Here is a 16373-nt window from a genome sequence, read left to right as displayed (position 1 = left end):
GTATATTTTGTGCCTTCAAAATAGTTAAGAGAACTGTTTCAGTATATCGTGAATAAAGGTTAACTTCACCTTTTTAAACAATACTTTTAGCTTTACCAAAATCCATATCCATTGGTCGAATAAATGACCAAGTTGAGTGGATTACTTTCCAGCCATCTTCTTCTTTTTGATAAACTTCAATACAATTGTATTGCATATCAATCAACGTCGTTTTTGCATATAGTTGATATGTTAAAACAGCCATATCATCGACTGCTTGCACTCGTGGATATTCAAAATCGTAACTGTCAGCAAATAGTTTTCCTTCAACATTAGCTAAAACTGATTCTTTTATGTCTTCATAACTATCAACACGTCTTTTAACAGCACCGTCAAAATACGAAAACTGTTTTTGTGACCAAATATTTAGGTAACCCGAAGTGTCCCCTTTGAACCACTTATCCAACGCACCCTTTTCTAGTGCAATAATCTCTTCATTTAATTTGTTATTTGTATTAATCATTTTTTCTCCTTATTTATAAATTGGTCAGATTTCATGCCATAGCGATGTGCCTCTTGAATATCTCCCAGTTTGAATACCTTTTCAAGGTCTCTACTGAACCCCCCATCATGATAAAAACCTGCTGATCTTTTTTTAATTGACTTTTTTTGAAGTGGCATAAGCTTCATCAACAGCCTCAATAATTAGTACTTGCGGTATATTATCAACATAGACTATCTCGTTACGTCACAGTCAACCAAAAAGCATTAATTGAATCCGCTTAAGTATATTGACTATCCTTAAGCGTAACAGGTTACAATTTTTAAGAATAATTCCCGCGTTAACATTATTCTTCATTTTGATACCATTTATTGGTGTTGGCAACATTTACACGACCGAATTATGTTTGAATTCTCTTTGAAAATAAAAAAAGAAAGACCAATTCGAAAATGAATTGGTCTTTCCAAAATTTACCCACCAACACTCGTTGACATAGGGGTCTTAAGACTTCTTCTACTCATTCTATAATCTTAGAATTTTACTTTTTAGCCTTTTTTGATTTTTTTCTACCTATCATAAAGATAACTGATGTTGCGAGTAATGCAGCACCTAATAACGTTACCAAAAGACTTGTTGCCTCATTTGTTTGAGGAAGATTTCCTGTATCACTCTTTGTATTATTTGCTTTGCTTACTGTATTTGAGTGAGTGTTTCCTTCAGGAACATCCGTCAACGTTTCTGTTGTTGTATTTCCTTTTGAATTATCTGTTGGTGGTGTTACCGGCGGTGTCACTACTGTTTTATCTTCATCTTTAACATAAACATACGTGACTGTTTGTGCCGTATCCGTGAAGATACCTTTAGCATTACTTGGCGCCTCTTTCAACATCCAACCTGAAAGTTGTTTCTCTTTAGATGTATATGCGTCACCAATCTTACCAGAGAATGTTACTGAAGCTGATAATTCATTACCATCTTTATCAACATATTTTACAGTGACATCTTTAGCAGCTGATCTCGTATAAACATACGTAACTGTTTGAGTCTTATCTGTAAATGTTCCTTCTGCATTTTTAGGAGTCGTTTTAACATTCCAACCTGCAATACGTTTAGCAGTTGTCTTGTATGAATCTCCTAATTTACCAGAAAGATTATCTGGTGTTGCTAGCTCGTTGCCTTTTTCATCTACATACTTAACTGTTACAGCTTCAGCATCTGTTTTTTCATACACATACGTAACTGTTTGGGCTTTATCCGTAAATGTTCCGTTGGCGTTACTTGGCGTTTCTTTTAACGTCCAACCTACTAATTCCTTAGCGGTTGTCTTGTAGTCAGCGTCAATTTTACCAGATAAAACATCTGATGTTGCTAACTCGTTACCTTTTCCATCTACATATTTGACCGTCACATCAGCTGCATCTGCTTTTTCATACACATACGTAACCGTTTGTGCAGCATCTGTGAATATTCCTTGTGCATTCTTTGGTACTTCTTTTAACGTCCAACCTGATAATACTTTGGCATCAGTTGTATAAGCATCCCCAACTTTTCCTGAAAGCGTATCAGCTTTAGTTAAATCATTCCCACTTCCATCAACATATCTAACTGTAACAGGGACAGCATCTGCTTTTTCATACACATACTTAACTGTCTGAGCTTTATCCGTAAATACTCCCGTTGCGTTTTCAGGTATTTCTTTTAATGTCCATCCTGAAATATTTTTAGCGGTTGTACTATATGGATTTGATACTTTTCCTGAAAGCACATCTGATTTAGCTAATTCATTTCCGTCTACATCAACGTATTTAACCGTGATATCAGCTGCATCCGCTTTTTCATACACATATGTGACTGTTTGTGCGGTCTCTGTAAATGTCCCACTTGCATTCGTTGGTGTTTCTTTCAACGTCCATCCTGAAATATTTTTAGCAGTTGTACTGTATGGATTTGATACTTTTCCTGAAAGTACATCTGATGTTGCTAATTCTTTTCCATCTGCATCGACATACTTAACTGTAACGTCAGCCGCATCCGCTCTTTCGTAGACATATGTGACTGTTTGTTTATCAGCAGTAAACTTACCACTTGCGTTACTTGGTGTTTCTTTCAATGTCCATCCTGAAATAACAGCAGCATCTGATGTATAAACATCACCAAAATCACCAGTAAGTTCTTTTGAATCAGCTACCGATTTACCATTTTCATCGACATATTTAACAGTCACTGGTGCAGAAGTTTTCTTATAAACATAGTTAACTGTTACTGCATCAGCCCCAAACTTACCAGAAACGTTACCTTCTACTTTTACAAAGTCGTAACCTGAAATCTCTTTTTGAGTTGTCGTATATGGATCATCGAAGTACCCACTTTGGACAACATCATCAGCAAGTTTATTACCATCTACATCTACATAATTTGCAGTAACATCAGCGCTAGCACGAATTAATTGTGTGCCTATTGCACCAGTTTCAACAACTTGCAACTTGTTAATTGCGATACCAAAACTGTTGTAAGCACCACGTGTTTCTTGAACAGCGCGTGACACTTTCGTTGTTTCAGCTGGTTTATTACTAATTAATGTTGAATCTGAAATTTCAGATTCTTTAGGCGCAACTAGATCAAATGATAATGTAACTCCCTTACCTTGGGCCCATTCAACTCCGTCATTAAGCGTAATTTTGTATGAATGAATGGTTGACCAATCAGCTACTTTATCAGCTGTTACCCAAGTTGCATCTTCAGCCCCAGTTGGGTCAACAATTTTAGCCGTTCCTGCTGGATAATTTGTATTCTTATCTAATATACCGGCACGTTTAGGATTTTTAGATGTACTATATAAAACAGTCATCTTATTTTCCCATGCACTTGGTAAAGTAATGGCCCCATCTAATTTCATTTCATAAGCCGAATTACGTGCTGCACCATCGGTAATATTTGAATCTCCGACAGATGGTAAAACATCTAAGAACTGCATTGATGTAATTTTATCATCTGTATTATTTGTTAATGTTGCTTGATAAGTGGCTTTTTTGCCGACTGTAACATTACCTAAATCGCCAAACTTATCATCTTTATCACCTTTAATACTTGCATCAACATCAATATTTGATTCTTGATTTAACACATATGAATTACCTGTTTTAATAATTGGTGTGTCTGTTTTACCATCTTTATCAATATCATCTGTATCAACAGATTTTACTGTATCCGTTAAAAGTGGTTCATCACCTGTCGGTTTCACAGCTGTATAATCAGTATCACCAATTGTTCCTGTCATGTTAAATGTCATATTAGGTGTCGCATCTTTTGAAATATTAATTTTAAATTGACCATTAAGGAATTTACCGGCTACTAATTTGTCGCCATTCATTGTTACTTTAACGAGTTGTCTTCCAGTACCTTTGTAATCCTTATCATATAATTCAGCGCTATAGTTCGTTGAAGCAACGCTTTCTTTGAACGTTACACCTGTTGGTAATAGCACATAACTCAGATAAGGTCCTGATAAAGGTGAAATTGATGCCTTATTATTTTCTATTGAAGTTAAGACAGTATTTTCACCTTCATTAACTGTACTTCCGACTGTATTTAGTAAACTAACTGAAGCTTTAACAACTTTTGTTTCACCGGTTGTTTTTGCTGCGACTTCAACGTGACGAGGCGCAATTCGATCTGTATAAACCTGACCATTTTCACCCTTAAATGCCTCTGCCCATGGGTTAGATGTGTAATCAACATATCGAGCTGCTTCAAAACCTGTTTCATCAGGTGCCTGAACGCCATAGAAAGTCATATCCATTTTATTAGTTATTTGACCAGTGAATCCTTTATCAATCGTTGCGTTAACTTTCATCCCGCTATTATACAATCCAGCTGGAGCCATTTTAACGGTTTTTTTACTTTCTGGATCATAGGTTGCAGATGCAGCTATGTCTCTATTTGCTGGAACTTTTGTTATCTTCTCATCATGGAACCACAGCCAAATATTAGCCACTTTTTTCCCATCCGGAATACCTAACTGAGCACGTGTGTAATTGGCGTTAGTCTTCATATCCATATTGAGTAATGTCCAGTTATCATCAACTTTTCCATCTGTTTCGTATTTTACCAACATAGCAAATGGTACTTTAGCTTTTGTTGGTGAAAAAGTTGGTAAATTATTGTTTGGCATGTAATAAAAATTACCCGTTGTAAAACTATCAAGATTTAAATGCGTATCCACATCATAATAAATATTATAATAAGAAAATCCAATATAAGGTGATGTCGCATTTTGTGAGGATAATGTTAATCCATAACTTAGATAAGCATCATCGTTAACTGTCACATCCGGGTCAATTAATGTAGCTGATGCCACGCCACCGTTTCCATCTTTTGGTCCTAAATGATTAGTTGGAAATGCTGATCCACCAGGAATTGGAATTGGAACTTCCTTAGGATCATTGGGCATAACCATAACCGTTGATTTAATTGGTGCTGTACTATTTACACTACCATCAAGGAAAGTTGCTGTTGAACTCACTGTATTCGTTATCTGTGAATAATAGGCAGCCTTGTCAGTTACTTTTGCTTGGATAGTCACATTTTTTTCAAAGAAATCAGTCACAGCTGCTTTTTGTTCAGCGTAACTTGGTGCTGTATATTCCCAGGTTAATGTTCTACCATCTGTACTGACACTCGGTTCTTGTGCGCCATCTTTTACACCATAGTAGTCTATTCCAGCGCCTAATTTATAGGTCACGTTAACTTTAGAACCTTCTTTAACATACAGTGCGCCTAATTCCTTTTTCGGCGCACTAACCCCTACACCATAGTTTACAATATCGCCACGATTAGGATTATTATATGTTTGTCCTTCAATACTAGTAACTTTATTTGTCATAGCATAATTATTATTTGCTGTTATATTAATTGAAGTTTTAGAATCATAGCTTTTATTTTCGCCATTCTGATCCGTTCCAGTAAATGTTGCTGCTGTGTCTAATTTTGTATTAGGCATAATTGCGCCATTTGCTGTTCCTATTTTTATAATTACTTTATTTGCTGTTCTTGCATTAAGCGTATCAAAATGATAATTCAATACACCTTTATCTTTATCATAAATTGGTGTGACGCCCGCAATTTTAAGTTCTGATAAATCTTGCGTAAATGTCATATTTTCATTTAAATTACTTGGTAACGTAACCTTTATATCGGCATTGGTAAATGAGGTGTTCTTACCTGAAATTTTAAAATATAAATTAAAATTAGCCAATTGGCCAGCTTCAATCGTATCTTTCTGTGCTTCAACTGTAAGATCCGTATTTGTATCTCCAGTACGAGTCATACCTGTCTCTGCTTTTGTCGCTTTTTTAGCAGTTGACGCCGTAGCTGCTTTTGAAGATGACGTTTCTGTCGTTGGATTAAGGTCCTGCGCAAACACAGAAGATAATGGTAATTGCGTGAACAACGTTATCATTGTTGTTGCGATAGTTAGCCCCTTTTTCATTTGTCATGCCCCCTTGTAAGTAATAACCTATTAAATAATATGCCGCCCCCGGCACAAATTAATTGTAACATCACAACAATCTTATGTAAACGTTTACGGCTTGCACTATTTAATCGTCTTTCCAAAAAAATAAAAGGGCATCGAAATCCTATTAAAAATGGATTTTAATGCCCTTTTATACTACCGTAATTCTAACTTACCACATTTATTAAATCAGACGTGGTCATTTAGAAATAAAACGTTCGGAACCAACTATGTTCACCCTCATATTTAAATACTGACAAATCAAAACCTGATAATGCGTAACTAGTAAACATGACTATAGCGCCAAACCAGATCAGAAATAAACTAATTTTCAACCAATTACGTCTTATATATTCAATCATTTTAAGCGACCTCCTTCAATTGTCTTCTGAATAAACGAATTAACCAGCGTGTCAGACTAATCGAATATTTAATTAAATATTTCGTTGAATACCAGGTCATTGCGATGAATAAAATACCAACACCTACAATTACAAAACTTACCCCAAATTGCATCAATCCAACGTTAAAACCTTGATTAAACATATCAAATGGCGATAGTCCTAAACTAATCACGCCACTGATAATAAATGAGGTAGCGATTACGCCTGCAATCATTGGTACTAACCATATTAAAAAATAAACTGTGGCAATTAGAATAGCAGCCGTCAGCAATAGCGGTCCCCATACAGGTGCTCCTAGGATAAGTAAAATGACAATCAAAACGATTATTGGTGTCGATAACTTTTTTTGTATTTTTGGTCGGTCATTTTGAATCAAACGTATCGCAATTTGACTTGGATTTTCTAAACTTAGAATAATATCTGTCACAGATTCGCCCGCTTCTAAACGGTCATCAATCATCTCGTCATAATAATCAAGTGTATTATCAATGTCTGCCGCTTGATAATGTTTAAGTTCTTCTTCTAGCTCTACAATAAATTTTCTCTTACTCATCGTTACACTCCCTTTATGTAATCGTAAACGTTTATTACCTGTTGCCAATCATCTAAAAATTCTTGAATATCTACTAATCCCGCCTCAGTTATGTGATAATATTTTCGCAATCGACCATTGTGTTCAACACTGTAACTCTCAATAGCGCCTTGTTTTTCTAGTCGTTTCAAAATGGGATAAAGAGTTGAATCTGAAAGTTCAATCACGCTTGAGGTGTCTTTAATAATTTGGTAACCATAAGAATCTGATGTCCTCAGCGTCGCTAACACGCAAAATTCTAATAACCCTTTTTTCATCTGTATATTCATCAACTCACTCCTTTCAAAATCAATACTATACGTTACATAGTATAATGTCAAACGATATATTATTTTATCCAAAAAAATCGACAATGTCAGTAAGACAACATTGTCGATTAAGTGGATTATTAATAATAGCTTTACTCTGTAGAACTGCCAAAAAGTTCATTGTAAGGCTATTTATTTTTTGCTTTAAAGTATTGTACAATTGGTCTCAATAAGAATATGCCTAACAGATAAATCCTAACATCATAAAAAATCGAACTGACTAAACTATCTTTAATAAAGAATGACAAGATTATTAAACATAAAGATAGGCTACCAAGAACAGAAAGGGTTTCATTCATATAATCTTTATATTTTTTCATTTTCATATCCTAACTAAAGCTATTATTTTTTTCAAATTGATAATAACACCTCGTTTTATCTTTGTCTATTTTAAACGATCTTATCAATTTAACCAGTAAGAAGACAGATAAGATTACATCAAATTAATTTTGTAGTATATTAAAATAAATATTAATTCATATCATTATGAAGGGTGGTCCTATCAATGAAAAAAATATTTAAAACTGATAACAATCAAGTGAAGTGGCTAATGAGAATCGGTATCGCACTCTGTATATTGGGCCCATGGATTGCCTTTTTAAATGGAATTGTCGGCTTATCTTTAGCTGGTTTAGGACTTTCTGCTGTTACAGATTCTATTCTCAACTTACCCTTCTTTCAGAAAAATTTTTTTTACTGCTTATTATCAATCCTTTTAATGCTATTGGTTGCTATCATCATTCTCATTTATATCCTTCTAATCATACTGCTACTAAATATACAATTTTAATCATAAACACTGTAAAAATGATTCTTCAATTAAAAAACTAGCTGATAAACCCAAATTAGGTTTATCAGCTAGTTTTCAGTTTTTAATGTCATAACTTTGATTCTGTTTCGTTCGTTTAATCATATAGTGTACATACATTGCAGAGTTCGCAATGGTCACTAATACCGTTATACTCACAATTTCTGGAAAATTGTTAAATATTAAGCTTAATATTACACCCACTATAGTTGTCGTTGTAAAGAATCCAATGACCACATTACCCAATCGTAAGTATTTTTTATTATACGGACTGGTTAAGAATAACCCTAAATAAAATAACGATATACCTAAATATAGACATAGTACTGAAAAGTTTTTAGGTATTTCGATTTCACTAATAAAACCTAACGAAATAGTGACTAAACTTAAGCCAAACAAGACAAAGTAATGAATATAAATTAATCGAATACCTGTTTCACCCGAACGATTTTCATCAATATAATGATCCATTTGAGTAATATAGGTCATAAAAAGTGCACCGATAATCATGAATATTAAAATTGAATAAAAATTAAATGTTTTAACGGTGAAATACGAGGCAATACCGAGAATACTTTCTCCAAATGTAATAATTGTTAATAGTGTTAGACGCTCTAATATATGTGGAAAATTAAGTGGGTGGAGTTTCAAAACTGAACCACCAAGAGCTGGTAATATCCAACTCACTGCAATACCCAGCAAGAATACCGCAATGCCTATGTTTAGTGGCAAAAAGGAGCCAATAAATACGAGTAATGTTCTTGTTGCAACAATCAACATCATTAGTTTAGCAATTTTTTTATCATCCTTTTTAGCAGCTGTCAGGTATACCGTGCCATATTGAACAACTAATACTGTGGATAATAGCCCTGTTGCAATTGCAAATGGTTGGAACCAATTATGGATATCCCCCTCAAAAGCATTGGACATATAAAGTAAAATTGCCATATCAATCATAAAAAGAATAATATCAGTCATCGAGTTTTTTCTATATCGATTAATAAAAACACTCTTAATCATCCATGTGTTAATAAAAACGACCATTACCACTGAAAAGATAATAAATGCACTAATCATACTTGATGTGCTTACTTGAAAATGATGAAGTAAATCCGTAGCTTGTGAAATTGCGTATGCAAAGACTAAATCATAAAATAATTCAGGTAATTCAACTTTCTTTTTTCTGACTTGTTCTACCATTTTAATTCCCTCGTTTTTTTAAAATTAATGAGTTAGATTACTCTACAAATCGTTTAAATACTACTAAAGACATTTTATTATAGCACCTTTTTCCAATTTATCTGAACTATATGAATAGCTAAATAAAAGAACCATCTGGATAAGCACTTTTAGAGAAGCAACTATCTAGATGGCCCTTTATTAATTTTGTAGATACAATTAATAAACGATTATATTTTAAAAGAATCTCTTAATTAATAAGAATCTTTGCCGTTCCTATAAATATCATTACCATCATAGATCTTATCGTTCACTTTAAAATGATTATCCACTTTAATGACAATGTCATTCCCAATCCAATAATTTTTTGGCGTCAATTTTAAAAATCCAAGTTTATTCTTTGCTCCCGATTTGAAACTTTCCATCTCACTTTTATTTATCTCACTCCGTACATACTTAGTCACGCCATCTTGAAATTTAATCACTAAAAATAAATTTGGTAACATGCCGACTTCGTTTATGCTAGGTATCCCATTGTTAGCCATTAGTATGCCTCCTCTTTACTAATCGTTTTTCTCGTATCCACTTTCGTTGTAAGACGCTTAAGTAATACATTCAACCTATATAAAAAAACAAAGTACTGATTACTCAGTACTTTGTCTACGTCTGAAGTATTCTCATCTCAAAAATACTTTCTATTTATTCTATCCATTTATTTGGTGCCATGCTTTTATTTGGGCTAAACGCTCTTTAAAACGTCGTTCCTTACCTTCGCTGGTTGGTTTATAATATCGATGTCCTGCTACGGAAGGTGGCATGGTACTCATAGTCGTTAACTTATCTTTGGCATAATGAGCTAATTCGTACCCTTTACCGTACCCTAGATCTTTCATTAATTTGGTAGGCGCATTACGTATTTGTAATGGTACGGGATCATTGGCCGTGGTTTTAACATCTTTAGCTGCAGCTAATCTTGCCTTATAAACGGCATTTGATTTAGGTGCCAGAGACAAGTAGGTTACTGCTTCCACTAAGTGAACATCACATTCAGGCATACCAATGAATTGGCATGCCTGAAAAACATTAATTGTCACATTGAGTGCATTCGTATCTGCTAACCCGATATCTTCACTTGCAAATCGAACAAGTCGCCGTGCTATATATATCGGGTCTTCTCCGCCTTCTAGCATTCGGGACAGCCAATAAATAGCAGCATCGACATCACTATTACGCATCGATTTGTGCAAAGCTGAAATTATATTATAGTGTTCTTCCCCATTTTTATCATAACGGACAAATCTTTTATTAATCAATTGGCTTAAATTATCCATCGTCACCGTAACGATATTATCAGCTTTTTCACCATTCAGAACTGCCATTTCCAAGGTATTTAATGCCATTCTGGCATCACCATCTGCAAAATTAGCAATCGCTTGAATTTCATCAGAACTAATGTGGATTGTTTGTTCTTCAAATCCGTCCGGGTTGCTGAGCGCGTTTTCGATTAATACAACAATATCTGCCTGTTTAAGCGCATGCAGTACAAATACTTTACACCGGGATAATAACGCTGAATTCACTTCAAAAGACGGATTTTCAGTTGTAGCACCGATTAAAGTAATACTACCTCTTTCAACATAAGGCAAAAATGCATCTTGTTGTGCTTTATTAAAGCGATGTATTTCATCGACGAAAACAATGGTTTTTTGACCAATTTCACAATCTAACTCCGCTTGTTTCATAATTTTTTTTATCTTACTAATACTACTATCAACTGCACTAAAGCTTAAAAAATTAGATTCAGTTTTACTTGCTATAATTTCGGCTAAAGTTGTTTTACCAACACCAGGTGGACCCCAAAAAATCATTGAAGGAACTTGATCACTTTCAATAATTTCTCGTAATATTTTGTTAGGGCCAAGTAGATTCTGTTGACCAACAAATTCTTCTAATTTTCGTGGTCGAACTCGACTGGCTAATGGTGAATTTTGAGGTTGATTAGAGAAAAGAGATTCCTGTTTCATTGATCAAACCACCTTTCTTTTAAGTCTGAATTTTTTCATGTTATACTTAATCATACACTGTACCGTTACGTTACAGACAATAAAGGAGCCTTATATGTTAAAAATAAGTGAGATGGCCAAATTAGCTAACACAACTCGCCGTACATTAATCTTTTATGACCAAGAAAATATTTTTAAACCTGCCCAAAAAAACGAATCTGGTTATCGTTATTATGATTATGACCAATTATACGATTTGCTATTTATACTTGGTTTACGTAGTTTAGATATTTCAGTAGCTGATATCAAGGAAATTAAAATCCATTCAAAAGGCGTACCAACACCTCAATTACTGAATGCTCAAGGTAAAATTGATAAAAAGATTGACGAATTAGTTAAAATTAAAAATGTTATCAACAAAAAAATTGAAGAACAATCTGTTACTAAGGACACTACCCTATATCAGCCCAAGATAGAAAACCGAATGAAAACAATTTTTTGGTGTTCTCGTCAATCCGTAGGTTGTACTGAGGAAGAAGTCGCTCAATTATTTTCAGAATTCTATAAACAATTAGACGCATTAGCTGTTATGGATACAACACAATCTGGATTTTTTACAACATTGGCTGTTGATAATCCAATCGGTTACGCTGAAGCGTCTTTTAGAGTTATCAAAGAAAAACTTACAGATGATCATGACGTTTTTATCCCAATCATGGAAAAACATGCAGGTAATTACGCATGTATTTTAGTGGAAAACAATGAAGCTGGTATCCATCAAGGATTAACTAAACTAAAATCATTCTGTCAAAAAAATAAGTTAAAAACCGCAGACTATTTATGGCAGCTTAATTCTGGCGACACCCTTATTAAAACTGGTTCCTCAAAATACGGCTGGCTTGAGTTTGCCATTTTGAATGAAAAGATTGAATAGACAAGAAAAAAAATTAGGCAACCTTCCTCCGGTTTAATACCGAAGACAAGTTACCTAAAGATGTGAAGTGAACCCAAATATTGGAAACTTAGAAACTACTTTTTTAGATTAGTTAAATAATTCAATCTGACACTCTAGTCGTTAGTAACAATAACCTGTCCGATTGGACGGTCTTTTTCCATCAAATAGCGATGAGCGTCTTGAATATCATCTAGTTTAAAAACTTTAGAAATCGGAAAGTGAAACTGTTTTTCATTAATAATATTAAACAACTCATTAACCATAGAACTATCAACATTAGATGAATCAAAAACTGTCGCGTACTTATTCGCCAAGTTGATGAACGGGTCAAAGTCTTTCCATAACCATTCCCCACTCAATTGACCAACTAACGTGTAAAACCCTCCTGTTTTAAGATGTGCTAAGGAATCCTCTACAGTTGTAGTACCTACCACGTCAATTATCACATCAAATTTGTTACTTGTTTCAATATGATTATCTTGATCTAATATGACTTCATTAGCTCCTAAAGTATATAGCAACTCTTTACGGTTGTTTTGCCTTGTTGTACTAGATACAGAAAGTCCAAATCCCTTTCCTAACAATAACGCAGCCATTCCAACTCCAGTAGTTCCACCACGAATTAATAAAGATTGACCTTCCTTAAATCGTGTTGCTTTTAAAGCCCCAAAAGCAGTATAGAAAGTTTCAGGATAACTGGCTAACTCTATCCAAGTTCCATTGAATGTTACAGGATAAATGATATTATCAGGAACTAAAGCATATTCTTGATAACTACCATCAAATTCACGCCCAAGGCCACCCATAAAAATTACGACCTTTTGTCCTTTTTCTAAGTTACTTTCCTGTGAAGGCTCATAGACCTCACCAACAGCTTCAACACCTATTACTCTCGGAAATTTAACTGAAGGTGATCCACCTTCTCTAGTTAGCACCTCATAACGGTGTACTGGAAAAGCATGAATCTTTATAACTGTTTTATTTTGAGTTGGATTTGGAATTGAGCGTTCGACAATTTCCAGTACTTCTGGGCCACCTGATTTTTTTACAACAACTGATTTCATAATAATTAACCCCCATTAAGTATTTTTTATACATTTACAATATACATAAATATATACTATCTTGTTACGTCACAGTCAAGTTAGAGTGCTCAGCAAATAGAATTATATCGATTAAATGCATTTTATTTAAATTGTTTAAAATAAAAACACCGCATAATACTTAGATTTTCGCCTAAATATTATGTAGTATTTTATTGTCTAAATAAAAGGTCTTCCACCTGCGAGCATTAATCCTAAAACACCCACACATAGGCAACAGATGCCTACCGCGTAGATGATACTTTTATTTAATTGCTTTTTATTTTTTCGTGCAAAGGTCATTTCAGTTAGTCCAATAAATATTAAGGCAACAACTAATTTAATGGCCGTTAAAATTGGATTTCCTTGCCATGCGTACCCTAGCAACATAATACCACTAGCAATTGAAATCAAATATCCCAGTCTCGTAATCATTTGATAAATTTTTGTATTAGTATTTGTAAAAATTGTGAGCGCCACTAGAACCGCTATCACAACCCAAGTAATCAAATGTATCCATAACCAAATCATAGTTAATCTCCTTTTATATCAATCTTACTGTTAGCTTATCATTATCCATCATTAAATCAAGGATTCAAAATTATTTAAACGATTGTGATTACTTTCATGCAAAAAAAATAATCCTTATACTAAAGGATTATCATTTTTAAGCTTATTCCCATTCAATTATAACGGTCGATTACAATCGTTGTTACAACGGCATTTATGCCAGTTTATTATTCATTGGCGGAGCTGCGGCGGAGCAACAGTCTGATTACCATTAAACTTCACCTTAGATTCCTTTGGTGCTGCATAGGTTATATGACCTGACATCATCTGTGCTAGTTCCTTATCTGCACCAACATACATGTGCGCATAGTGCCTTAACGTAATTTCCGGGGATGAGTGCCCCAGCCGTTTAGACAGAACAAGCACTGATACATTGAACTCATTAATCAAGTAACTAGCATGACTATGCCGAAGTCCTTTCCCTTGTATCGGGTGAACATTGGCCAACTTGGCGTACCGATGGATTATCCGCATGAGCGTTGATTTCAGCATCGGGCTTCCGTCATAGCTAAAGACAAAATCATCCTGCTTACCAAAACCATTCTGAGTTTGACGTTTTTTCCAAACACGGAGCACCTTCAAAGTATCCCGATCTATGGAGATAGTTCTCAAACCGCTATCAGTTTTAGTGTAGTCATGCCGTTCCCAATTTTGTTTGGTCTTGATTACCAGCATGTGAGTAACGCGTAATTGTGCATGCGTGAAGTCCACGTCCGCCCATTGTAGCGCCATCCCCTCATTAACACGAACACCCGTCATAAAGTAAACATACAGCATGACAAAGTTCAGGTGTTCGTAGTAGTCGCTAGTACAAATCTGGTTTAGTACAGCTTGAAACTCACTCTTAGTCCAATACGGCACCGTAGCACGTCCCTTAGGTATCGCCTTAACACGCTTTGACACATTACTAGGTAAGTAATTCATCTCAACCGCAAAATCCAGCGATTTACGAAACATACCAAAGACCAAACTTGCATAGCTCTGTGAGTAACCAGCATCTGTAAGCAGCCAGTTCCTAAAGCCCTGAACCTGCCTAACATCTAGCTTTCGTAATTCTATATCTCCAAATTTTTGTACGAAGACGTTTAATGAAGTCTTACGCGTTTCAAACGTTTCTTTTTGTACGCTAGCTTGGTATGCAGGAATATACGATTTTCGCATGTACACGCCATAGGTTAACGCATAGACGGTATGGCCGCTCTCGCGATCAAATTCTGCTTTCAGTCGTACAACTTCCCTGTGCGCAGCAGTCGCTGACTTGAACAACTGGCCATCCGCGTCTTTTTGACTCTTTTTCCGGATTCTTTTTCCGGTACTTTCATCCACCCCCAACTGTATATCATAGTAGTAGCGGCCATTTTGGCCACTGTATACACCAGCGAACTTAGTCTTTGGCATCGTCTGCATCCTTTCGAATGGATGCTCCAATAATTGCCTCAACCGCTGCAACCGGTACCCGACCTAGGCGCCGATTGGTATAAAACTCATATCCTTGTTGTACCATGCTCCGCTTTGCTTGTCTAATTAATTCAGCAGCAGTATTCTCACGATAACCAAGCGATATCAGGTCTTTCTTCGTAACCGTGTTGTTTTCCATTCAAGGGCCTCCTCCATTCCCAAAATCGACCGTATTTTTTAGTTTCCAGACGGTCTTTATATCGTTGTCCTGCGCTAACTTGCCATCGCTCGTAATATCAATCTGGTAAATTGCTACATCTGTTTCCAGCGCACTATCTGGGCTGTCCAAGTGCCCAACAACAAAATTCGGTCTAAAAATTGCGAAATAACTTTCATCTAGATCCCAGTAATCCACAGTCGGCTGCTTTAGTCCATGGCTCACAAAGTACCGTGGTTGATGATATGCGTGCGGTATTTGTAGAAGTTCTTTAGTTATATATTTGGTAATATAGTTAGCTGCCTTACGCTTGTCGGCAATATGGCTTACCGTACTAAAACCCTTTTCCCAGCTATCTGCATTGTATATCTGCAATCCCTTTTTCTTAATTAGCCGCTGACTCTTGGGGTAACGTGCAGGCGTTAAAGGTGGGGCAAGTCCGCCAGTAACGCCATGAAAATGAATTCTACCCGATGAAGGATGAAGTTCAGGAATAAATAGGTAGTCAAACCTACCGAACTTTTCGCGCTGATACTTCAACCAAGCACGCAGCCGCCTTCGTGCATACTCATAGTTCTTTGCATTCACCTTCGAGTCATCAAACGTAAGCGTCCAAAACAAATTGAACGAATTTGCCTCTAGATAGTATTTCACCTTTCTCTTAATCCTAAATGCCTGCTGCACGAGTTGGGTTTCATCACTATATGACACATTTATAGGCATATTCGACTCTGGATTTTTCAATAATTTTGGAGATTTGTGAACCCTTGGCACGCCATATTTCACAATTTCGATATGATCTTCAAATGTAATAACTTTGGCGTTGTACTCATACTCACCGCTATTCTTGCTCATTTTTTCAGC

The 16373-nt window shown here is 35.4% G+C and carries 15 protein-coding genes; 2 read left to right on the top strand and 13 right to left on the bottom strand.

Annotated elements, in window-relative coordinates; translation table 11 throughout:
• Positions 1–73 precede the first annotated feature (73 nt).
• From AC1RPK_RS01535 to AC1RPK_RS01515, 5 genes are all read right to left on the bottom strand, one after another.
• Complete coding sequence (locus AC1RPK_RS01535; RefSeq protein ID WP_481760893.1) at positions 74–502, bottom strand: nuclear transport factor 2 family protein; 429 nt, start codon at positions 500–502, stop codon at positions 74–76.
• A complete protein-coding gene (locus AC1RPK_RS01530; RefSeq protein WP_481760894.1) occupies positions 499–669 on the bottom strand; it encodes a hypothetical protein in 171 nt (56 codons plus the stop codon). Before AC1RPK_RS01530 ends, AC1RPK_RS01535 begins: the two co-directional genes overlap by 4 nt.
• Positions 670–1019: 350 nt before the next feature.
• Positions 1020–5969 (bottom strand): MucBP domain-containing protein, encoded by a 4950-nt coding sequence (locus tag AC1RPK_RS01525; protein ID WP_481760895.1) that lies wholly within the window; start codon positions 5967–5969, stop codon positions 1020–1022.
• Positions 5970–6356: 387 nt separating this feature from the next.
• Positions 6357–6950: a DUF1700 domain-containing protein gene (locus tag AC1RPK_RS01520; RefSeq protein ID WP_481760896.1), complete on the bottom strand. Its 594-nt coding sequence runs from the start codon at positions 6948–6950 to the stop codon at positions 6357–6359.
• Between the two features lie 2 nt (positions 6951–6952).
• Entirely contained in the window at positions 6953–7258 is a 306-nt protein-coding gene (locus AC1RPK_RS01515; RefSeq protein WP_409021630.1) for a PadR family transcriptional regulator, read from the bottom strand.
• A gap of 544 nt (positions 7259–7802) precedes the next feature.
• Between AC1RPK_RS01515 and AC1RPK_RS01510 the strand changes: the two genes are divergently transcribed.
• Entirely contained in the window at positions 7803–8087 is a 285-nt protein-coding gene (locus tag AC1RPK_RS01510; protein WP_481760897.1) for a hypothetical protein, read from the top strand.
• A gap of 75 nt (positions 8088–8162) precedes the next feature.
• Here AC1RPK_RS01510 and AC1RPK_RS01505 read toward each other — a convergent pair whose 3' ends face one another.
• The 3 genes from AC1RPK_RS01505 to AC1RPK_RS01495 all read right to left on the bottom strand — a co-directional run bounded on the left by AC1RPK_RS01505 (position 8163) and on the right by AC1RPK_RS01495 (position 11308).
• Positions 8163–9305 (bottom strand): low temperature requirement protein A, encoded by a 1143-nt coding sequence (locus AC1RPK_RS01505; RefSeq protein ID WP_481760898.1) that lies wholly within the window; start codon positions 9303–9305, stop codon positions 8163–8165.
• Positions 9306–9538: 233 nt separating this feature from the next.
• Entirely contained in the window at positions 9539–9829 is a 291-nt protein-coding gene (locus AC1RPK_RS01500) for a hypothetical protein (protein ID WP_481760899.1), read from the bottom strand.
• A 159-nt stretch (positions 9830–9988) separates the two neighbouring features.
• The gene (locus AC1RPK_RS01495; RefSeq protein WP_481760900.1) at positions 9989–11308 is read right to left on the bottom strand and encodes a replication-associated recombination protein A; all 1320 of its coding nucleotides are present in this window, start codon (positions 11306–11308) and stop codon (positions 9989–9991) included.
• A gap of 94 nt (positions 11309–11402) precedes the next feature.
• Here AC1RPK_RS01495 and AC1RPK_RS01490 point away from each other — a divergent pair, with 94 nt between their 5' ends.
• Positions 11403–12221 (top strand): MerR family transcriptional regulator, encoded by an 819-nt coding sequence (locus AC1RPK_RS01490; RefSeq protein ID WP_481760901.1) that lies wholly within the window; start codon positions 11403–11405, stop codon positions 12219–12221.
• Positions 12222–12355: 134 nt separating this feature from the next.
• On the opposite strand, the gene AC1RPK_RS01485 is transcribed toward AC1RPK_RS01490, so the two are convergent.
• From AC1RPK_RS01485 to AC1RPK_RS01465, 5 genes are all read right to left on the bottom strand, one after another.
• Complete coding sequence (locus tag AC1RPK_RS01485) at positions 12356–13306, bottom strand: zinc-binding dehydrogenase (protein ID WP_481760902.1); 951 nt, start codon at positions 13304–13306, stop codon at positions 12356–12358.
• 198 nt (positions 13307–13504) lie between these two features.
• Positions 13505–13855: a YisL family protein gene (locus AC1RPK_RS01480; RefSeq protein ID WP_409021639.1), complete on the bottom strand. Its 351-nt coding sequence runs from the start codon at positions 13853–13855 to the stop codon at positions 13505–13507.
• Between the two features lie 210 nt (positions 13856–14065).
• Positions 14066–15292, bottom strand: a complete 1227-nt coding sequence (locus AC1RPK_RS01475) for a tyrosine-type recombinase/integrase (protein WP_481760903.1) — start codon at positions 15290–15292, stop codon at positions 14066–14068.
• A complete protein-coding gene (locus tag AC1RPK_RS01470; RefSeq protein ID WP_003599276.1) occupies positions 15279–15491 on the bottom strand; it encodes a DUF3173 domain-containing protein in 213 nt (70 codons plus the stop codon). Before AC1RPK_RS01470 ends, AC1RPK_RS01475 begins: the two co-directional genes overlap by 14 nt.
• Entirely contained in the window at positions 15492–16364 is an 873-nt protein-coding gene (locus AC1RPK_RS01465; protein ID WP_481760904.1) for a rolling circle replication-associated protein, read from the bottom strand.
• Positions 16365–16373 lie beyond the last annotated feature (9 nt).

The sequence above is a fragment of the Dellaglioa sp. CoH-55-MRSF-6 genome (assembly GCF_056782215.1).
This window is presented reverse-complemented; position numbering and strand designations above follow the sequence as displayed.